We start from the raw sequence: 19,985 nt of genomic DNA, 5'->3' as shown, positions 1-19,985 counted from the left end.
CTATTTCCCTCCCCTTATAACAGATTGCAGACTGTTAAATTTTCCATTTATCCTGTCTGATATGGCATTAAAATAGATCTGATTCGTTGCCATCTCTGACATTTCCTGATCCAGATCCACCCCGTTACCATTATGATTATACTGAAAATCAGATTTCGTCTTTATGGCAGGATTTTGATTGGTTGAGTGAAATGTAAAATGACGTGAATTGGTTCTGGTGGCTTCCAGTTGTTGAAGGGACTGATTTAACATCGACTTAAACTCTACCTTTTTTGCTTTATAATTCGGTGTATCGACATTCGCAATATTTTGAGAAATAACTTTCTGATTTAAGGAGGCATAATTCAAGCCGTTTTCAAGTGTTGTGAAGGTGTTGGAAAAAAGTTTCACTTTTTGGCACCTCTATCCGTTTTTTGACATGTTTCAACTATTTTTGACATTTTTATCATACAACAGTACTTATTGTAATATTTCGTAAGATTAGTGTCTATGAATATTCGGTAAATTTTCAAGAAAGAGAGCTAAATTCATCGAATTCGTGACTTTCAAACCATCTTTAACCCTTATATTCCCATGGTTATTATTTCTAAAAACTAGTGTTTTTTTTCAATTTATATTACATGAATATTACAATGAGTGACGGTAGTAAAATGACGAGTTATATTCCAAACAAGTTCACGACGAATTGGTGAGCTTTATGAAATCTTTTTACAACCTGCATAAGAAAACATCACCTTTGATCAGGTGAATACTGGAGTTTCCCTATATTTGTCATATTCCACGGATGGATGTCGAATTAGGTCGTAACATTGTTGTAACTTTATTGTACTATCCACACAAAAGATGGCAATAGCTAAAGTACGATTGCCAGTAGTCCATTCGGCTTATTTTCCCTAAACAATCTGACTCTTCCCTTCATTCTTCCCATAAAAGCTGAGACAGCTAAATTCGTTTTGAAATCGATTTTCATAACAAAAAAAGCTGCTTCCCATGTAGGGGAAACAGCTTTGGTTTCATTAATTTGTACGCAATTTATCTAATTCAACTAAGAACTTATTATTTAATACTTTAATGTAAGTACCTTTCATTCCAAGGGAACGAGATTCAATTACACCGGCACTTTCAAGTTTACGAAGGGCATTGACGATTACTGAGCGGGTAATTCCGACTCTATCGGCAATTTTTGAAGCGACCAGAAGACCTTCATTTCCATTTAACTCTTCAAAAATATGTTCAATGGCCTCAAGCTCACTGTATGACAATGAACTGATCGCCATTTGTACAACAGCCTTACTTCTTGCTTCCACTTCGATTTCTTCAGCTTTTTCACGAAGAATCTCCATTCCTACTACAGTTGCACCATATTCAGCAAGGATTAAATCATCGTCTTCAAAGCTTGCTTCAAGTCGTGCCAGGATCAGCGTACCCAACCGTTCTCCACCGCCGATGATCGGTACGATGGTCGTTAAACCATTCTTGAAGAACTCTCTATTCTCTACAGGGAAAGCAGTATATTCACTATTAACATCCAGGTTTGGTGACGTTTCTTGGACATTAAATAAGTTTTGGGTATACTCCTCAGGAAATTGGCGGTCAGCAAGCATTTGTTTCATCCGCTCGTTTTCAATTTGTTGATTAATAGCATAACCCAATAGTTTACCACGGCGGCTTACCACGAATACATTCGCTTCAATTACCTTACTTAGAGTTTCTGACATTTCTTTAAAGTTCACCGGTTTACCAGCTGCTTTTTGCAGCATAGCATTAATCGTTCTTGTTTTGGCTAATAAATTCATTACATTTCCTCCTACTACAACTTAAGTGTATCTATTATTTAATTTAGTGGTATCCTTAATCCATCTACCTTTACCCAATAAAGGGAAAGTGAAAACTTATAGAATAAACTGACTGAGATCCTTATCTTTAGAAATGGCCCCTAATTTATCATCCACGTATTGAGGAGTGATTTTCACTGTTTCCAGTGTGATATCAGGTGCTTCAAAAGATAGGTCTTCAAGGAGTTTTTCCATAATGGTATGAAGTCTTCTAGCCCCGATATTATCGGTATTTTGATTTACATCATAGGCAATTTCAGCGAGTCTACGAATAGCATCGTCAGAAAATTCAATTTGTATACCTTCTGTTTCCATTAAAGCGATATATTGTTTAATGATAGCATTATCCGGTTCAACTAGTATCCGCAAGAAGTCGTCTGTAGACAACTTCTGAAGTTCCACTCTGATCGGAAAACGCCCTTGTAATTCAGGGATAAGATCAGAAGGTTTACTCATGTGAAAGGCACCGGCAGCGATGAACAGAACATGATCTGTTTTCACCGAGCCATATTTCGTGACAACGGTCGATCCTTCCACTACAGGAAGGATGTCGCGTTGAACACCTTCTCTGGATACATCAGCTGAAGATTGACCTGAGCTCTTGCTGGCAATTTTATCAATCTCATCGATGAAGATGATCCCGGACTGTTCTGCCCTTATGATTGCCTCCTGCGTGACTTCATCCATGTCAATAAGCTTTTGAGCTTCCTCGTTTGTCAGGACAACCCTTGCTTCTTTCACCTTTAATTTACGTTTTTTCTTTTTCTTTGGCATGAAATTACTTAGGGCATCCTGCATGTTCATCCCCATTTGTTCCATACCTGATCCTTGAAGCATATCAAACATTGAAGCTTGTTGCTCCTCTACTTCAATGGTGATGAATTCTTCTTCCAACTCACCATTTTCAAGTCGCTTTTCCATTCTTCTTCTTTGCTCCTGGAGTGAAATCTCTTCCTGTTTTTCTTCCTCTTCTTCCGATGTGCCTTGTGACCCGTTACCACCGAAAATCATTTCAAATGGGTTCTTATAAGAAGAAGATTTCTTTTTTGAGGGCACAACAAGTTCAACTAAGCGGCGGCTTGCATTTTCAGCCGCTCTTTCACGAACTCCTACCATTTTTTCCTCTTTTACCAGGCGGACGGACGTTTCAACCAGATCTCTGACCATTGATTCAACATCGCGTCCGACATAACCGACTTCCGTAAACTTGGTAGCCTCCACCTTAACAAATGGGGCACGGACCAATTTTGCGATTCTTCTGGCAATCTCCGTCTTACCGACACCAGTCGGGCCCATCATTAAGATATTCTTCGGAATAACTTCATCTTTCAATATATCAGACAACCGGCTACGTCTATAACGATTTCTGAGCGCAATAGCAACGGCTCTCTTTGCATCCTTTTGCCCTACAATATATTGATCAAGACGTTCAACTATTTGCCTTGGTGTTAAGTGGTCAGTACTCTTCATCAAGTAGCACACTCCTTATTTTCCTATAGTGTGGGAGAATCAAATTAAACCTGACATTTGGTATTTAAAGCTCTTCAACGATAATTTGGTTATTCGTATATACACATATATCGGCAGCAATTTCAAGGGAAGACCGTGCAATTTCCTTTGCACTCAAGTGGTCCCCGGCATATAATTTCAGCGCCCTGCCGGCAGATAGTGCGTAATTCCCACCGGATCCAATGGCCAGAATCCCATCATCCGGTTCAATCACTTCACCTGTTCCAGAAATTAATAAAAGGTGATTTTCATCCATCACAATCAACATGGCTTCAAGCTTTCTCAGTACTTTATCGCTTCGCCACTCTTTTGCGAGCTCGACTGCCGCCCTCGGAAGATTTCCGTTGAACTCCTGAAGCTTCCCTTCAAACAATTCTGACAAAGTAAACGCATCGGCAACAGATCCTGCAAACCCAGCCAATACTTTCCCATTAAATAGTTTTCGTACCTTTTTTGCTGTATGCTTCATAACAACTGAATTGCCGAAAGTAACCTGACCGTCACCAGACATCGCACAATTGCCTTTATGCTGTACGGCAAAAATAGTGGTTGCGTGGAATTGTTCCATATCCTGACCTCCAACTCTTCTAAGCACGTGGATGATGTGCTAAATACGTTTTCCTCAACTGATCCTTGGTTACATGGGTATACAGCTGAGTGGATGATAACTGAGCGTGTCCAAGAAGTTCCTGAACCGTTCTCAAATCGGCACCATTATTCAATAAATGGGTAGCAAACGTGTGTCGTAGCATATGGGGGTGTATTTTCCCCGTCAAAGAAGCTTTTTCGATAATCTTATTTAAGATCAGACGTACACCTCTTGAGGATAATGCTCCACCGCGATGATTGACGAGCAATTGAGTATGTTCCACATTTTTCGCAAGCTTTGGCCGGGAATGTGTTATGTATTGTTCCAGAGCATCGTGGGCAAAGCTTCCAAATGGCACATATCTTTCTTTGTTCCCTTTTCCTTTAACCAGGACTGTAGACAACCCAAGGTCAACGTCGCCTATCTGTATATTCGTACACTCACTCACACGTATTCCTGTTGCATAGAGAAGCTCGAATATAGCCCGGTTTCGCACTTCCATCGGGGATTTCCCAACACATGCATCAAGCAGTGCCTGTATTTCCTCCTCATAAAAAAAGTTAGGCAATCGCTGTTCTTTTTTCGGAAGACTTACAAATGAAAAAGGATTATCAAGCAGGTGCTTTTCCCTATTTAAATAACGGTAAAAGCTTCTTATGCTGGAAACCTTCCTTGAAATGGAAGATCTCATTAAACCATGATCATGCAGCTTGGTTAAAAAAAGTCTCGCATCAGAATACTCGACATCTTTTAGTGAACATAAACCTTGTTCTTTCATAAATACGTAGAACTCTTCAATATCATGACGATATTGTTCAAAAGTATGAACAGAATAATGCTTTTCTATTTGTAAATATTCAGTAAAGGAATCTAATTGTTCATCTAATTGATTCTTCATGTTTAACACCTCACAAGGGCTACTAAATAGTAACACAACAAGGCAACCCTTGCAATGAATTTTACACTTTTTTCACAAAGTTCTGAATTGTTTCCAGTGCCCTGTTTGCGTGTTGTTCATTCCGTTCTTTTTTACCTTTGACCTTTTTGGGTAAGTCAGGGAAAAGTCCGAAATTGGCATTCATCGGTTGAAAGTTGTTTTTGTTAGCGGTCGTAATATATCTGGCCATGCTTCCGATTGCCGTATCGGCAGGAAACTCCAGGGGCTCTTTTTCCATAGCTAGTTTTGCCGCATTGATTCCGGCGATCAATCCGCTTGCAGCAGATTCAACATAGCCTTCCACACCTGTCATTTGTCCTGCAAAAAACAGATTTTCATGATTTTTTAGCTGATACGTATCTTTTAGGACATTTGGTGAGTTGATGAAGGTATTCCTGTGCATGACACCAAAACGGACAATATCCGCATTCTCAAGTCCTGGAATCAAGCGAAGAACCTCTTTCTGAGGCCCCCACTTTAAATGAGTTTGAAACCCGACGATATTGTAAAGTGTCCCCGCTGCATCATCTTGCCTTAATTGTACTACAGCATATGGACGTTTTCCTGTTTTAGGGTCTTCTAATCCCACTGGCTTAAGGGGGCCAAATAACATGGTCTTCTTCCCACGAGAAGCCATGACCTCAATTGGCATACAACCTTCAAAAAATACTTCTTTTTCAAACTCTTTCAGCGGAACCGTCTCTGCGGATATAAGTGCTTCATAGAAACGATCGAACTCACTTTCAGTCATAGGACAATTTAAGTACGCAGCTTCCCCTTTATCATAACGTGACTTCAAGTATACCTTATCCATATCTATGGAGTCTTTCTCTATGATCGGTGCAGCTGCATCATAGAAGTATAAATGTTCTTCTCCTGTCAGGTGCTTGATTTGCTTAGAAAGCCCCTCACTTGTAAGCGGTCCGGTCGCTACGATGGTGATTCCCTCGGGTATATTGGTGACCTCTTCATTAAACACTGTAACGTTCGGGTGATTTTTCACTTTATCCGTAACCAATGCTGCAAATTCATGACGATCAACGGCCAATGCTCCTCCAGCAGGAACGGAACATGAATCCGCAGCTGACAGAATGACTGAATCCAATCGTCTCATTTCTTCCTTTAACACTCCTACTGCATTTGTAAGAGTATTTGCTCTAAGTGAGTTACTGCACACAAGCTCTGCAAATTTATCTGTATGGTGGGCAGGCGTTTTAGTAATGGGTCTCATTTCGAAAAGGTTGACCTTTATTCCCCTCTTCGCTATCTGCCAAGCGGCTTCACTTCCTGCTAACCCTGCTCCAATGACGTTTACTGGCATGACGATTAACCTCCTACAGGCCAAACACGATCTTTATCCCCTTTGCATTGAACATCAAGGGACGATAATAAAAAAGATTCATGTATATTGAAATTCGTATCAGCTGTTAAACAGATTACGTGTAAACACAAAAGGGCTGACCCATTAGGCAATAGAGAAATCACCTGTTGGAACAGTCCCTCGTTACATTGTATAAGTTCATTGTTCAACAATCAACGTTTTTTATTAACACTGTTCACAATCATCAGGTGATGAGGGGTTGATTAGTATTCCTCACCACCTCCCAATCACTGGACCGGGTTGTTAGAACACTCAAACCTACACTATTTCTGCGGCTCTTCTTTATAATCACAATTCGTACATTGAATTTGATTACCCTTTTTAAGCTTCTTCTCTACGAGCAACTCAGAACATTTCGGACATTTCCTTTCAATCGGTTTGTCCCAGGATAAGAAATCACATTCAGGATACTGATCACACCCGTAGAAAATACGCTTCTTCTTACTTTTACGTTCAATGATATTTCCTTTTTCACATTTAGGGCATTTCACACCGATTTCTTTGACGATCGGCTTTGTATTCCGGCAGTCAGGAAAATTACTGCAAGCCATGAATTTACCATACCGCCCCATTTTAAACACCATTGGATGACCGCATTCTTCACAGTCTTCTCCGGCAGGTTCATCACGAATTTCAATTTTCTCCATTTCGTTTTCCGCTTTCTCAAGATGTTTTTCAAAATCCTGATAAAAACGGTCAATGATTCTCTCCCATCTCACATTGCCATCCTCTATGTCATCAAGGCTCCGTTCCATGTTTGCCGTAAACTCGACATCGATGATATCCGGGAAGAATTCCCTTACTAACTCTAATACGATTTCTCCAAGCTCTGTCGGAATAAAACGCTTGTTATCCAGGGTTACATATCCTCTTCTTTGTATCGTATCAAGGGTCGGAGCATATGTGGAAGGTCTGCCTATACCCAGTTCTTCTAATGTTTTAACAAGTCGGGCCTCGGTATACCTTGGTGGAGGCTGAGTGAAATGCTGATTTGGGTCGATGTTTTCACTTTTCACTTTATCTTTTTCTTCCAATGCCGGAAGAAGATTGTCTTTTTCTTCTTTTTGGTCATCAGATCCCTCGACATATACCTTCATAAAGCCGGGGAACTTCACTTTTGAACCAGTTGCTCTAAACATTACTGAGCCATTTACAATATCGACACTCATTGTATCCATAATCGCTGGAGCCATCTCACTTGCTACAAACCGTTCCCAGATCAATTTATACAGCCGGTATTGGTCTCTGGAAAGAAACTCTTTAACGGACGATGGATCTCTTAAGGTACTGGTCGGACGAACAGCTTCATGGGCATCCTGAGCTTTTTGCTGTTTTTTTTCTTTGCGATCAGACTGTTTGATGAAATCCTGGCCATATTTATTCACGATGTATTCATTGGCTTCTTTTTGAGCGACTTCGGAAATACGGGTGGAGTCCGTTCTCATATAAGTGATAAATCCAACGGTTCCTTGTTTACCCATCTCGATTCCTTCGTATAATTGCTGTGCAAGCATCATTGTCTTCTTTGCGCGGAAATTTAATTTCCGTGCTGCTTCCTGTTGAAGGGATGAAGTAGTAAACGGAGGTGCGGGATTTCTTTTTCTTTCCTTCTTTGTCACTTTATTGACTTGAAAGGATTTACCTTTTATTTTCCCGAGAACATCTTTTACGTCCTCTTCCGTTTTCAGCTCTACCTTTTTACCGTCAATACCATAAAAAGATGCCTGGAAGGTATCTTTTCCTTTGGTGAATTCCGCTTCGATGGACCAGTACTCTTCAGGTGTGAAGCTTTTGATTTCATTTTCCCTGTCGATGATTAAGCGGACGGCTACGGATTGAACCCTCCCGGCACTTAATCCTTTTTTGACCTTTTTCCATAACAATGGGCTGATGTTGTACCCTACCAACCTGTCTAAAATTCTGCGCGCCTGCTGAGCATCGACCAGGTCCATATTGATTGCACGGGGATGCTTGAAAGATTCTTTGATTGCATCCTTGGTGATTTCGTTAAATACAACCCTGCACTCTGAAGTAGTGTCCATATCCAGGCTGTGAGCAAGATGCCAGGCAATCGCCTCCCCCTCTCTGTCGGGGTCGGCTGCAAGAAAGATTCTTTTCACTTTTTTCGCAGCTGTTTTCAATTCTTTTAATACAGGGCCCTTACCCCGGATCGTAATATACTTAGGCTCAAATTCATTCTCAACATTCACGCCCATTTGACTTTTGGGTAAGTCTCTGACGTGTCCCATTGAAGCCCTGACCTTATATTTTTTTCCTAAATAACGTTCAATCGTTTTCGCCTTAGCCGGCGATTCCACTATTACTAAATAATCTGCCATCCAATAAGCCTCCTTAAAGAGGAAAATAATCACTGTTTTATAGCGCCCTGGAATGTTTAATTAACAAGTACAAACGGAAACGTTTACACTTACATTCACACAGGTATGAATTTGTTTTCAGTGTAGAGAAGTACTGCTCTTATCTATTTATTTCTCTTATATACAGTTTTTGATACCTGTTGCAAAATGTATAACAGTTTTACTATAATTGCAACCATTTTGTATAAATTACTTGTAATTATCAAGCTTTCATGAGTGAAAATCCTTTTTATTTAAGCTTTTTCATAGAGTGTGTTCCTATCTTAGAGAAGAAACCATTCGTTGATTTCTAACTAAAAGCTGGTATAAAAAGCCCTTCATGGATAGAGAACAGAATTATGATAGTTTGTTGTGGGAGATATAGTCTTGTATAGTAGAACTATTTTTATAGCACACTTTGTCTTTTGGTTTTAATCACAACTGATTGATTGCGCCATGAGAGCCTTATTAAAAGATTTTATAACATATTTATGAAGTTTATACCCCGAGTTCCGAAAAAATGTCTTCTATTGATAACACCATCTTGGCTCCTTCTTGAATGAGGGTATTTGTTCCTTCTGCTAATGGGTCATGTATGGGACCTGGTACGCATAGAACTTCTCTTCCTTCGTTTAATGCATAGTCAGCGGTTATGAAGGTCCCGCTCTTTTTCCTGGCTTCTGTTACGAGTACCGCATTACTAAGACCACTTATGATTCGGTTCCTAAATGGAAAATGCCATTTCGCAGGCTTTACATAAGGAGGATATTCCGATAGAAGAAGGTGATGGTCCATCATATGATGAGCCAGATCGACATTTTGTCTTGGATATATATGCTGGAACCCTCCCCCCAGCACACCTATTGTTTTACCACCTGAGTGAATCGATTCATAGTGTGCCATTGTATCGGCGCCTTTGGCAAGTCCGCTTACAATGACCACATTTTGTTTGACAAGCTCTGGAATCATGGTTTGAAGGACTTTTTCTGTGTAGGAAGTGGCGTTTCTCGAGCCTATTACAGCCAATTTTATTGAGGCTTGAAGCAATTTCTTGTCTCCTTTTAAGAAGAGTAGAAAGGGGGGATCATACACGTTTTTCAATAAAGCGGGATAATCATCATCCAACAATGTAATCCACTCTATGTCGTTCTCAGCGTACTGTTGCATATAGCGATCTGAAGAAAAGGAATGAAGGTCTTTATAGAAGAGTTCTATATTCGTAGAAGTAGCAGTAGTTATTTGTTGAAGTTTTGATATGGGGAGATCAAAGACAGTGTAAAGATCCCTGCAGGTTTGAATTAATCTTTTTGTTCCCTTTAAACCTATTCCCCGGCAGTGATGGATATGAAAAAGCAGATGACGTTTTCCTTTCATTTACAGCCTCCTAACGATTATTTAGTGAAATAAATATAAATAGATAAAACTGAGACTGATAGCTATGCTATCAGTCTCAATACAAAAATTAATGAGTTTTACATTTATCGAGGATTCCTTCTTCTTTCAGAACCTTGATCAATGTTTCGCCCATATCTGAAGGAGTTGGGGCTACTTGAATCCCGCATTCATTCATAACACGGATTTTCTCATCAGCCGTTCCTTTACCACCGGAAATGATAGCACCGGCATGACCCATACGTTTCCCTGGAGGTGCCGTACGTCCTCCGATGAAGCCGACTACAGGCTTCGTCATATTGGCTTTGATCCATTCAGCAGCTTCTTCTTCGGCCGTACCACCGATCTCACCAATCATGATCACGGCATACGTGTCCTCATCTTCATTAAATGCTTTCAATACGTCGATGAAATCTGTACCGTTTACAGGATCTCCTCCGATACCTACTGCCGTTGATTGTCCGATTCCAGCTTGTGAAAGTTGGTGAACAGCTTCATACGTCAGAGTACCAGAACGTGAAACCACCCCTACATGACCTTTTGTATGGATGTAACCTGGCATGATACCAATTTTACACTCGTCAGGAGTAATGACTCCAGGACAGTTTGGCCCAACAAGGCGAGTTTTCTTGCCTTCCATATAACGCTTAACCTTCACCATATCCAACACAGGAATATGCTCTGTGATACAAATGGCTAAATCAAGCTCGGCATCTACCGCTTCCATGATTGCATCTGCTGCAAATGGAGCAGGAACATAAATGACGGATGCATTTACGCCAGTTGCTTTCTTTGCTTCTTCCACCGTATTGAAAACAGGTACGCCTTCAACCTCTGTTCCGCCTTTTCCAGGTGTTACACCTGCCACGATTTGTGTACCGTATTCAAGCATTTGCTTTGTATGGAATAAAGCTGTTGATCCTGTAATTCCTTGTACAACAACCTTGGTATCTTTATTAATAAATACGCTCATTAGTCCCCCGCCTTTCTTAGCCTACTTGCTCAACGATTTTTTGTGCGCCGTCTGCCATGGATTCAGCTGCAATAATATTCAATCCTGATTGATTCAGGATTTCTTTTCCTAGGTCAACGTTTGTACCTTCAAGACGTACAACTAGAGGTACTTGAAGACCGATTTGCTTAGCTGCTTCCACTACTCCTGTTGCAATGACGTCACATTTCATGATTCCACCGAAGATATTGACGAAAATACCTTTAACGTTTTCATCAGAAAGGATGATTTTGAATGCTTCTGTTACCTTTTCAGCTGTGGCACCGCCCCCAACATCAAGGAAGTTAGCGGGATCTCCGCCATAATGCTTCACGATGTCCATCGTAGCCATGGCAAGACCAGCTCCGTTAACCATACACCCGATATTACCGTCAAGGGAAATATAGCTTAGGTCATACTTAGAAGCTTCAATTTCTTTCGCATCTTCTTCTTCAAGATCTCGTAACTCGATGACATCTTTTTGACGATATAATGCATTTGAATCGAAGTTGAACTTCGCATCAAGTGCCATTACGTCTCCATCCCCTGTTACTACTAACGGGTTAATTTCAACAATGGAAGCATCCTTTTGGACGTACACATTGTAAAGACCCATCATGAATTTAGCTGCTTTTCCAACAAGCTTTTGAGGAATGTTGATATTGAATGCAATACGTCTCGCTTGGAAACCTGTTAATCCAACAACAGGATCGATGTACTCTTTAAAGATTTTTTCCGGAGTTTGTTCTGCTACTTCTTCAATTTCCGTTCCGCCTTCTTCTGAAGCCATCAGGACAACTTGTGAAGTTGCTCGGTCCAATACAAGACCTACATAATATTCTTTCTTGATATCACAGCCTTCTTCGATAAGTAAGCGCTTTACTTCCTTACCTTCAGGACCCGTTTGGTGAGTAACTAAAGTTTTACCAATTAACTCTTCTGCATATGTACGCACTTCGTCCAGGCTTTTGGCGATTTTGACTCCACCAGCTTTGCCTCGACCACCTGCATGGATTTGAGCCTTCACTACATATACGCTAGAATCTAACGTTTTCGCCGCTTCTACTGCTTCTTCAGCTGTAAAAGCCACTTTACCATTTGGTACGGACACCCCGTAATTTCTGAGGATTTCTTTACCTTGATATTCATGGATATTCATTTTCCATCCTCCTATCAAACTCTTCAAAAAATAGACTGCGCTTTCATTGTATAAAATGACAGTATATCTGTCTACCATTATGCTAAAAATATTATATTAATTTAAAAATTCCGAACATAATTCAGTAGAATTCGTCTCCCTCACGCCATGTTTATTGGGAGTAGTGCTAATAAATTACTATACTTAAAAAATATATAGTACATCTCGAACCAAGGTATTGAGATGATCCCGGAACAAAATCTGTTTTCTTAGTCCATCTTAGAAATGTCTCTGTCCAAACGGTAGATAAAAGCAAAGACTTCTGCGACTGCACCGTATAATTCCTCCGGGATGGATTCACCTGTATCCAGGTTCCCGAGAAGGGACAAAAGGCTCTTATCTTCCTGTACAGGTACACCATGCTCAGTCGCTTTCGAAAGAATGTTTTCAGCAATAATGCCTTTTCCTTTTGCCACGACTTTTGGTGCTGAACCGTCATGCTGGTTGTACCCTAAAGCAATTGCTTCCTTCCGCTCATACCTGTCTTTCATATCTTTACATCAACTCCGGAAAATGTTTGATTAGGCTGATCACCCAGGATTTTTTCTGATAGCCTTGTGTGTTTATCCGGAATCTTCACCTTTACGGTTAATAGCTGATAGTCCAGTTTCTCCAGTCCTTCTTTCAGATCAGGAATAAATGATTGGGTCAGCGACTCAACAACAGAATGGTCATTCCAGACAGTTAAGGATATCACACGGTTTTGAACCTGCATATCGACTAATGTCTCATTTAACCCCTCCAGCTGCAAATACAATAATACACGGCAGTAATCCCCATCTATTACACCCTTTTCCTTCTCTTTTCCTGTCCATTGCAGAGTAATATCTGTGTTTCGTCCAAACAGATACAGGGGAAATTGTTGAACGATCGTTAGAAATGGGGAATGATCCTGAGATTGAAGCACCTGATGGTTCATTTTTAAAACAATCTCATCAGCCAGTTGGCGTATGTCTGATGCAGGGTGGTGCTGACTTAACCCGATAAGATGCTCCTTGAGAGTCTGACCGTGGATCTCAAATCCTTTATGGAACTGAGCTTCATAATTGATCCCGAAATCCCCAATCACCCTTTTTAATACTTTGGCCAATTCTTCTCCCCTCAATTGTTGCGAAAGTTCCAAAACCGTTTGGTGATGAAGCTGTTGAAAAATCTTCTCCTGATTGGAGGAAGGGACACCAGTTCCCCACAACTTCTCAAGCTTGGTAAGATTCATTTCTACAAGTTTCTCCTTCCCTGCCAATCCAACAAGCTGTTTTGCCACTGATTCAGAAGCATCATCTTTCCTTCCCTTCATGTGGTTTGCTGACACCATCAATTTATCAACAAGGGAGGAAACTCCTTTAAGGTACTCCGGTCCGGTGCCAATTTTTGATGAAAGCCGGTTGAACTCATTCCGAAGATTCTCTGCAGGACGGGTTTGGGGTGACGTTCCATGTAATTGCTCACCTTTCCTACTCTTCCCCCCTTCTATTGGCAGCCGGTCCTGTATCATCCTCGTTAGCCGTTCCTTCCATTGATCCATGACTGCTTCATTTGAAAAGAATCCAAGGGACTTCAATAAATCAAAATGCCCCAATCGATTTGAAAAGGGTTGAGAAGAATCTGCCAACCCAGTCAAGGCTTTAATGACGAGGTTTTCAGAAATGTTCATTCTTATAGGTTTTTGCAGTTTTTGAAGCAAATTAAGGGTATCTGCATCCCTGCCTGTTTCACTTAACTTTAAAGAGAGTGTGTCCAACATGGAAATAAAATCAGTCTTCTCTCCGGATTTCATCGAAAAGAATATCCTGTCTGTAAACGGCAAATTCTTATTTGCCATTTCTACAATTAACTTAATGTTATGAGATGCTTCATTGCCCCTTACATGCTTCTCTGCAAATACCAGCATGTCTTTTGAAATTGGTATCTTGTTCTTCACAAGTTCCATCACCAGTGAAGTCATTTCTTTCTCTTTGGTAGAAATGGAAAGGTGATGTAAGAGTTTGGATGCTATGTTCTTCCCATCTCCATTTTGAGAGGGTATTAACTGAAGGCTTATTCCATTCTCTGTTTGCTTCACTTCCACCCAGTGACGCTCTCCTGTCATCAAATGAGCTTCAAGCTTCGCCACGAACCTCTGGCCATTAGCAGATACCTCTGCAACGTCATTTCCCAATAGCTTATGTACCTTAATATTAATTACCTTTCCTTCTTGTAATGAAAATGGCTTCCCAGCTGCAGAGGAGAGTGGTCGATTACCTGAAGTACCATGAATGTAAGTCATCTCCCTTTCCTCCCTTCCCATTATTTAGTAGTAATACTCAACTTTTGTTCTTAGGATTTCAATACTTCACTTAATGATCAGCGTGAAGAAGCTCCTTTACCGGTGCAAAGCTTTTTCGATGAAGAGGGGTTACACCGAATCGTTTCAATCCCATTAAATGGTCTTTAGTTCCATACCCGGCATTCTTCTCGAATGCATAGCCCGGGTATTTTACAGCATATTCCTTCATCATCCTGTCTCTTGTAACCTTAGCGATAATTGACGCAGCAGCAATGGAAATACTTTTCGAGTCCCCTTTAATGATTGATTGACTTGGAAATGGTGAATGAATTTTCATCGCATCAATTAATAAGTAATCAGGCTGAACCGGCAGATGAACGATTGCTTCATTCATCGCCTTTTTCGTCGCTTGATAAATATTGATGGAATCAATTTCTTCCGCATGGACCATACCTACCCCGATCGAAATGGCGTTTTCCCGGATATATTCATAATATTCTTCTCTTTTCGTCTCTGAAAGCTTTTTGCTATCATTCAATCCTGCCAAAAAGAAGTCATGGGGAAGGATGACAGCTGCCGTGACTACCGGTCCGGCAAGTGGCCCCCTCCCCACTTCGTCTATCCCGGCGATGTGGGTAAAGCCTTGAAGGCGCAGCTCCTTTTCATATCGGGTGAGAGTTTCAAATTCTTCTTTCTCCTTTTCCTTCTTCACCCATTCCCGTTCTTGCTGCTGCAAAAGTCTCTGAACACCTTTTCTATCATCCTGTTTCAGTTCCTCCCATATTGGATCCGAATCAGACAGGGCCCCGATCAATACTTTAATTTCTTTGATCGTTCTATGTACTCTCACCACTTTTGTTCCTCCTCGTATATATCGGATATCCACCACAAAAATAAAGAGGCTGCTTCAAAGAGATTCCGTCCCTTTATACAGCCTCTTCCTTTTATTCACTATCTTTTTCAGTTTCCCCAATGAAATCAAATGTCATAGGTCCTAATTGGACATTTCGGATATCCCTCACGATGACTTCAGACGTCTTGTCATAATTCACTTCTCCACCAGCCATCAGACAGCCTCTTTTAGCCCCGATTATATCAAAACTATCCACTACTTCTTCAGGTATTCCATCGAGGCCGTATCGCTCTTCTAATCTCTCCGGATAGTTTTCTGCCAGAAAACGCAAGCCGTATACGGCAATATCCTGCAAATTCAGGATGGTATCTTTAATCGCACCCGTTAAAGCCAGTTTATAACCAACCTTCGGATCTTCAAACTTCGGCCATAATATCCCTGGAGTATCGAGCAATTCAAGTTCTTTTCCAACCTTGATCCACTGCTGGGCTTTCGTCACGCCAGGTGTATTCCCTGTTTTTGCGATGTTTTTCTTCGCAAGCCGGTTGATCAATGTGGATTTACCTACATTTGGAATCCCCACAATCATTGCCCTGATGGCACGTGGCCTCATTCCTCTCGACTTCATGCGGTCGAATTTATCTTTCAGGATTTCTTTAGCAGCCTGCACGATGACTTGGAGACCTTTGCCGGCCTGTGCATTTACCGCAAGGGCTGTAATTCCCTGCTCTTTGAAGTAGGCAATCCACTGATTGGTCCTGTTTGTGTCTGCCATGTCTGCTTTATTTAATAAAACGAGTCGTGGCTTTTGACCAATGATTTCTTCAATCATCGGATTTCTGGATGATAACGGGATTCTTGCATCTACCAATTCAATCACTATGTCTACAAGTTTTAATTTCTCAGTAACTTGTCTACGAGCTTTAGCCATATGCCCTGGAAACCATTGTATTGTCATATGACCACCTCCAAACGACTTTTTTCTATTATTTCACCAAACCGATATCTTTAACAGGCCAATAGATCACTTTTGTGTCCCCGATCACTTCATCTGTCGAGACCGTTCCGATATGTCGGCTATCTTTACTGAATCGACGATTATCTCCCATGACAAAGATTTCACCATCCGGAACCGTTTCTTCCCCGGTTATGTCTTTTAATGTGAAATCTTCGGTTAAGACACCACCGTTCAATTGACCTTTGTATTCATTGAGATAGGGTTCTGAATAGGCTTTTCCGTTAATATATAATGTATCATCTTTATACTCTACCTTATCCCCCGGCAATCCAATGACACGCTTAATATAGTCCTTATGTTCAGGTGCATGGAAAACGACGATATCGAATCGCTCAGGCTCACCCAGTTTACTTACTATCATCCGGTCACCATTATGTAAAGTAGGCATCATTGATAATCCATCAACAACTATGGGTGCAAATAAAAAGAATCTGATAATAGCAGCTAATCCGACTGCAATTAACAGGGCCTTCATCCACTCCCACCACTCGTTTTTTTCTTTAACCACATCTCCACCACCCATGATTTTTTCTATCTTTTTCTATTCTACTAGAAATTCTCCTAATTCTCATTAAAAATTGGTGGTTTCCCGAAAATAGTCGATACCCTCTTTCTATTCCCTTGAACGAAAGGTTTTAGAAAAAGGAAAAGGAGCTTGTCTCCAAGCTCCTTTTCTTACGTTCTTATCGAATTTCTTTAATACGAGCCGCTTTACCACGCAGATTACGTAGGTAATAAAGTTTCGCACGACGGACTTTACCGCGACGAATAACTTCTAATTTAGCGATTTTAGGTGTGTGTACTGGGAAAGTACGCTCAACACCTACACCGTAAGAAATTTTACGAACAGTAAATGTTTCGCTGATACCGCCACCACGGCGTTTGATTACTACTCCTTCGTAAACCTGAATACGTTCACGGGTACCCTCAACGATGTTAACGTGTACACGTACTGTATCACCAGGACGGAAAGATGGTAGATCAGAGCGAAGTTGTTCTTTCGTAATATCTTCGATTAATTTGTGCATCTTATTCAACTCCTTCCAACAGATGCTCTTACAAAAGCGATTGATTGCAGCGGAACATCGGGATCCATGACTTCAGGAGCTAACTCCTGGAACCACAAAGAATATAATATCATACAGGCATTCAGGATGCAATAGCCTATTTAGAGTTTCTCCATTCCTCTATCCACGTCTTTTGTCGATCTGTGAGGGGATAACTCTCTAATAGATCCGGTCTTCTCTCATAGGTCCTTCTCAGGCTCTCTTTCTCTCTCCATTCATCGATCAGACGATGATTTCCTGAAATCAACTCTCCGGGTACCTTCATCCCTCTGAAATCCGAAGGACGGGTGTAATGCGGATGCTCTAAGAGACCTGAAGAGAACGAATCAAGTATGGGGGAATCCTCATTCCCAAGTACTCCGGGAAGCAGACGGACAACACTATCTATGACCACCATCGCACCGAGTTCCCCGCCGGTCAACACATAGTCACCAATGGAGATTTCGTCGGTTACCACGTGCTCTCTGATTCGTTCATCATACCCTTCATAATGACCGCATATAAATACGAGGTGATCTTCTTTCGCAAGTTCCTCTGCCTTTTGTTGGGTATAGCGTTCTCCCTGAGGGCACATGAGGATGACCCTCGGTTTTGAATTCTCTTCTTTTTGCAATGCCTCAACCGCATCAAATATCGGCTGAGGCTTCAAAACCATTCCTGCTCCCCCACCGTATGGATAATCATCTACTTGATTATGTTTATTGTCGGCGTACTCACGAAAGTTAATTACATTATAGGTTACGGCTTCTTTTTCCTTCGCCTTTTTTAATATCGAATCGCCGAAGATACCCTCAAACATCCCGGGAAAAAGAGATAGCACGTCAATTCTCATCATGATAACAGGCCTTCCATCGGCTCAATCGTGATGAGCTGTTGTTCAATATCGACACTTATCACTATATCCTCAATGTAGGGTATGAGGTACTCTTTCCCGCGCTCCCCTTTCACTACCCATACATCGTTCGCACCGGGGCTCAAAATCTCTTTAATGGTACCGAGGTCTTCACCTGCAGTCGTCTTTACCTTACAGCCCACAATCTCATGGAAGTAGTACTCCCCTTCATCCAGTTCCTGTAACTGGTCTTCTTGCACCTTCAGAATTCCTTCTTTAAACTTTTCGACCTCATTGATATTTTCATATCCCTCAAAGGTAAGTAAATCAAAGTTTTTATGGCTTCTGTGAGATTTGATCACTAGACTGATTGGATCTTGATCTTCCATTTTGAATAAGGAAAGGGTGTTCCCTATTTGATAACGCTCTTCTGGGAAATCCGTTGTTGAAACGACCTTTACTTCTCCTTTAACCCCATGTGTGTTGACAATCTTACCTACTTTAAACCACTTTTCCATCACATTCACCTCTTGCATTAACGAATTTCTTTCACAATTCCATCTTCTATGATAATTGTTTTGGATAATGTTTCTTCTTCCCAATTGTCACCAACTTGAATGTCCATCATACCTTGGACTTCTTTTTCCTTCAGTTCGCTGCCGATCGGCAGGATATTCAGCTGTTCCATTTGAAAATCCAACAGCTTGATTTTTTCAGCCCGTTCATTTAATTCTCTATCAAAATGCTGATTTAATTTGTGTGTTGGGTATTTCTTTCCTCTTTCAATTTTCTTCATTTCAAATTGCAGCTGGTCACATTCCTTTTTCAAATGAAACGCTTGATTCTCATATCGTTTCATCAACAAGTCCTTACTCTTTTCTGTCAGTACCTGTTTAATCGTAATCGTATGTATCACGTTCAAGAGTTCTTCCTCCTCCTTCTACTCACCCCGCAATGAAGTAAGGATCCAAGGGTGTTCTTAGGGGAGTGGCCGCTTGTATGGACCTTTAATAATCCTCTGACTATATCATACCATTGTGTTCAGGTCATACCTATGAAAAAGGGGACTGACGTGTTAAGGCTATAAAGTAACCTTTGTGGGTCAGTCCCCTAATTCCCTAGAGCAGAAGCAAGAAGCTTATGAAAGCTTTCTTACTCCACTATCTCTAAAAAGATTTTCTTCTGTTGTGAAGATCCTGCTGCAGCGTATACCACAGTTCGAATCGATTTAGCTACTCTCCCTTGTTTCCCAATAACCTTTCCCATGTCCTCAGGATGAACAGATAACTTGTAGGTTAAGCCGTTCGTTCCTTCATCCAAATCGACGCGGACAGCGTCCGGATGGTCAACTAAAGGTTTCACAATCGTTAGAATAAGATCCTTCATCGATCTAATCGATTACTTGCTGTTTTTAGCATTGTGGAATTTTTCCATAATGCCTTGTTTTGAGAATAGGTTACGAACTGTGTCAGATGGCTTAGCACCATTAGATAACCATTTAAGAGCTAACTCTTCATCAATTTTGACTTCAGCTGGTTTAGCAACAGGGTTGTAAGTACCAACTGTTTCAATTTGACGTCCATCACGTGGTGAACGAGAATCTGCAACTACGATACGATAGAAAGGAGATTTTTTTGCTCCCATACGTTTTAATCTGATTTTTACTGCCATTATTAAAGCACCTCCGAATAGTTTCACACAAGTTAGTATAATATCAAATGTGTATTTTGTTTGTAAAGGGTTTTTTCTTAACAGTTCAA

Annotated in this window: 21 protein-coding genes; all 21 read right to left on the bottom strand. The window is 40.9% G+C overall.

Annotated elements, in window-relative coordinates; translation table 11 throughout:
- On the bottom strand, positions 1 to 390 hold the full coding sequence (gene flgB / locus BAA9072_RS06000) for a flagellar basal body rod protein FlgB (protein WP_201713783.1): 390 nt from the start codon (positions 388 to 390) through the stop codon (positions 1 to 3).
- 626 nt (positions 391 to 1,016) lie between these two features.
- Positions 1,017 to 1,796, bottom strand: a complete 780-nt coding sequence (gene codY / locus BAA9072_RS05995) for a GTP-sensing pleiotropic transcriptional regulator CodY (RefSeq protein WP_201713782.1) — start codon at positions 1,794 to 1,796, stop codon at positions 1,017 to 1,019.
- A gap of 96 nt (positions 1,797 to 1,892) precedes the next feature.
- Positions 1,893 to 3,305 (bottom strand): HslU--HslV peptidase ATPase subunit, encoded by a 1,413-nt coding sequence (gene hslU / locus BAA9072_RS05990; RefSeq protein WP_201714042.1) that lies wholly within the window; start codon positions 3,303 to 3,305, stop codon positions 1,893 to 1,895.
- Positions 3,306 to 3,369: 64 nt separating this feature from the next.
- The gene (gene hslV / locus BAA9072_RS05985) at positions 3,370 to 3,912 is read right to left on the bottom strand and encodes an ATP-dependent protease subunit HslV (RefSeq protein WP_201713781.1); all 543 of its coding nucleotides are present in this window, start codon (positions 3,910 to 3,912) and stop codon (positions 3,370 to 3,372) included.
- Between the two features lie 19 nt (positions 3,913 to 3,931).
- Entirely contained in the window at positions 3,932 to 4,831 is a 900-nt protein-coding gene (gene xerC / locus BAA9072_RS05980) for a tyrosine recombinase XerC (protein WP_201713780.1), read from the bottom strand.
- A gap of 61 nt (positions 4,832 to 4,892) precedes the next feature.
- Complete coding sequence (gene trmFO / locus BAA9072_RS05975) at positions 4,893 to 6,191, bottom strand: FADH(2)-oxidizing methylenetetrahydrofolate--tRNA-(uracil(54)-C(5))-methyltransferase TrmFO (RefSeq protein WP_201713779.1); 1,299 nt, start codon at positions 6,189 to 6,191, stop codon at positions 4,893 to 4,895.
- Between the two features lie 323 nt (positions 6,192 to 6,514).
- The gene (gene topA / locus BAA9072_RS05970; protein ID WP_201713778.1) at positions 6,515 to 8,590 is read right to left on the bottom strand and encodes a type I DNA topoisomerase; all 2,076 of its coding nucleotides are present in this window, start codon (positions 8,588 to 8,590) and stop codon (positions 6,515 to 6,517) included.
- A gap of 516 nt (positions 8,591 to 9,106) precedes the next feature.
- Positions 9,107 to 9,982 (bottom strand): DNA-processing protein DprA, encoded by an 876-nt coding sequence (dprA, locus tag BAA9072_RS05965; protein WP_201713777.1) that lies wholly within the window; start codon positions 9,980 to 9,982, stop codon positions 9,107 to 9,109.
- A gap of 88 nt (positions 9,983 to 10,070) precedes the next feature.
- Positions 10,071 to 10,973 carry a succinate--CoA ligase subunit alpha gene (gene sucD, locus BAA9072_RS05960; protein WP_098351794.1) on the bottom strand — a complete coding sequence of 301 codons (903 nt, stop codon included), beginning with the start codon at positions 10,971 to 10,973 and terminating at the stop codon, positions 10,071 to 10,073.
- A gap of 16 nt (positions 10,974 to 10,989) precedes the next feature.
- Complete coding sequence (gene sucC, locus BAA9072_RS05955) at positions 10,990 to 12,150, bottom strand: ADP-forming succinate--CoA ligase subunit beta (RefSeq protein ID WP_201713776.1); 1,161 nt, start codon at positions 12,148 to 12,150, stop codon at positions 10,990 to 10,992.
- 248 nt (positions 12,151 to 12,398) lie between these two features.
- On the bottom strand, positions 12,399 to 12,680 hold the full coding sequence (locus BAA9072_RS05950) for an EscU/YscU/HrcU family type III secretion system export apparatus switch protein (protein ID WP_201713775.1): 282 nt from the start codon (positions 12,678 to 12,680) through the stop codon (positions 12,399 to 12,401).
- A complete protein-coding gene (locus BAA9072_RS05945) occupies positions 12,677 to 14,455 on the bottom strand; it encodes a hypothetical protein (RefSeq protein WP_201713774.1) in 1,779 nt (592 codons plus the stop codon). Before BAA9072_RS05945 ends, BAA9072_RS05950 begins: the two co-directional genes overlap by 4 nt.
- A gap of 70 nt (positions 14,456 to 14,525) precedes the next feature.
- The gene (locus BAA9072_RS05940) at positions 14,526 to 15,308 is read right to left on the bottom strand and encodes a ribonuclease HII (protein ID WP_408015207.1); all 783 of its coding nucleotides are present in this window, start codon (positions 15,306 to 15,308) and stop codon (positions 14,526 to 14,528) included.
- A gap of 91 nt (positions 15,309 to 15,399) precedes the next feature.
- Complete coding sequence (gene ylqF, locus BAA9072_RS05935; RefSeq protein ID WP_201713773.1) at positions 15,400 to 16,266, bottom strand: ribosome biogenesis GTPase YlqF; 867 nt, start codon at positions 16,264 to 16,266, stop codon at positions 15,400 to 15,402.
- A gap of 28 nt (positions 16,267 to 16,294) precedes the next feature.
- On the bottom strand, positions 16,295 to 16,834 hold the full coding sequence (lepB, locus tag BAA9072_RS05930; RefSeq protein WP_330999270.1) for a signal peptidase I: 540 nt from the start codon (positions 16,832 to 16,834) through the stop codon (positions 16,295 to 16,297).
- Positions 16,835 to 17,009: 175 nt separating this feature from the next.
- Entirely contained in the window at positions 17,010 to 17,354 is a 345-nt protein-coding gene (gene rplS / locus BAA9072_RS05925) for a 50S ribosomal protein L19 (protein WP_032088854.1), read from the bottom strand.
- A 136-nt stretch (positions 17,355 to 17,490) separates the two neighbouring features.
- Entirely contained in the window at positions 17,491 to 18,225 is a 735-nt protein-coding gene (gene trmD, locus BAA9072_RS05920) for a tRNA (guanosine(37)-N1)-methyltransferase TrmD (protein ID WP_201714040.1), read from the bottom strand.
- The gene (gene rimM / locus BAA9072_RS05915; protein ID WP_201713771.1) at positions 18,225 to 18,743 is read right to left on the bottom strand and encodes a ribosome maturation factor RimM; all 519 of its coding nucleotides are present in this window, start codon (positions 18,741 to 18,743) and stop codon (positions 18,225 to 18,227) included. Before rimM ends, trmD begins: the two co-directional genes overlap by 1 nt.
- 17 nt (positions 18,744 to 18,760) lie before the next feature.
- A complete protein-coding gene (locus BAA9072_RS05910; RefSeq protein ID WP_201713770.1) occupies positions 18,761 to 19,147 on the bottom strand; it encodes a YlqD family protein in 387 nt (128 codons plus the stop codon).
- Positions 19,148 to 19,377: 230 nt separating this feature from the next.
- Positions 19,378 to 19,611: a KH domain-containing protein gene (locus BAA9072_RS05905; protein ID WP_201713769.1), complete on the bottom strand. Its 234-nt coding sequence runs from the start codon at positions 19,609 to 19,611 to the stop codon at positions 19,378 to 19,380.
- A 12-nt stretch (positions 19,612 to 19,623) separates the two neighbouring features.
- Positions 19,624 to 19,896 (bottom strand): 30S ribosomal protein S16, encoded by a 273-nt coding sequence (gene rpsP, locus BAA9072_RS05900; RefSeq protein ID WP_032088859.1) that lies wholly within the window; start codon positions 19,894 to 19,896, stop codon positions 19,624 to 19,626.
- Positions 19,897 to 19,985 lie beyond the last annotated feature (89 nt).

Source organism: Rossellomorea arthrocnemi (genome assembly GCF_904424705.1).
Classification (GTDB): domain Bacteria; phylum Bacillota; class Bacilli; order Bacillales; family Bacillaceae_B; genus Rossellomorea; species Rossellomorea arthrocnemi.
The sequence above is the reverse complement of the archived record's forward strand: the minus strand, read 5'-3'. Positions and strand labels throughout refer to the sequence as shown.

Coding starts and splice junctions, on each gene's coding strand:
- codY (WP_201713782.1), bottom strand. CDS start 1,796: ATGAATTTATTAGCCAAAACAAGAACGATTAATGCTATGCTGCAAAAA.
- hslU (WP_201714042.1), bottom strand. CDS start 3,305: ATGAAGAGTACTGACCACTTAACACCAAGGCAAATAGTTGAACGTCTT.
- hslV (WP_201713781.1), bottom strand. CDS start 3,912: ATGGAACAATTCCACGCAACCACTATTTTTGCCGTACAGCATAAAGGC.
- xerC (WP_201713780.1), bottom strand. CDS start 4,831: ATGAAGAATCAATTAGATGAACAATTAGATTCCTTTACTGAATATTTA.
- trmFO (WP_201713779.1), bottom strand. CDS start 6,191: ATGCCAGTAAACGTCATTGGAGCAGGGTTAGCAGGAAGTGAAGCCGCT.
- topA (WP_201713778.1), bottom strand. CDS start 8,590: ATGGCAGATTATTTAGTAATAGTGGAATCGCCGGCTAAGGCGAAAACG.
- dprA (WP_201713777.1), bottom strand. CDS start 9,982: ATGAAAGGAAAACGTCATCTGCTTTTTCATATCCATCACTGCCGGGGA.
- sucD (WP_098351794.1), bottom strand. CDS start 10,973: ATGAGCGTATTTATTAATAAAGATACCAAGGTTGTTGTACAAGGAATT.
- sucC (WP_201713776.1), bottom strand. CDS start 12,150: ATGAATATCCATGAATATCAAGGTAAAGAAATCCTCAGAAATTACGGG.
- BAA9072_RS05950 (WP_201713775.1), bottom strand. CDS start 12,680: ATGAAAGACAGGTATGAGCGGAAGGAAGCAATTGCTTTAGGGTACAAC.
- BAA9072_RS05945 (WP_201713774.1), bottom strand. CDS start 14,455: ATGACTTACATTCATGGTACTTCAGGTAATCGACCACTCTCCTCTGCA.
- ylqF (WP_201713773.1), bottom strand. CDS start 16,266: ATGACAATACAATGGTTTCCAGGGCATATGGCTAAAGCTCGTAGACAA.
- rplS (WP_032088854.1), bottom strand. CDS start 17,354: ATGCACAAATTAATCGAAGATATTACGAAAGAACAACTTCGCTCTGAT.
- trmD (WP_201714040.1), bottom strand. CDS start 18,225: ATGAGAATTGACGTGCTATCTCTTTTTCCCGGGATGTTTGAGGGTATC.
- rimM (WP_201713771.1), bottom strand. CDS start 18,743: ATGGAAAAGTGGTTTAAAGTAGGTAAGATTGTCAACACACATGGGGTT.
- BAA9072_RS05905 (WP_201713769.1), bottom strand. CDS start 19,611: ATGAAGGATCTTATTCTAACGATTGTGAAACCTTTAGTTGACCATCCG.
- rpsP (WP_032088859.1), bottom strand. CDS start 19,896: ATGGCAGTAAAAATCAGATTAAAACGTATGGGAGCAAAAAAATCTCCT.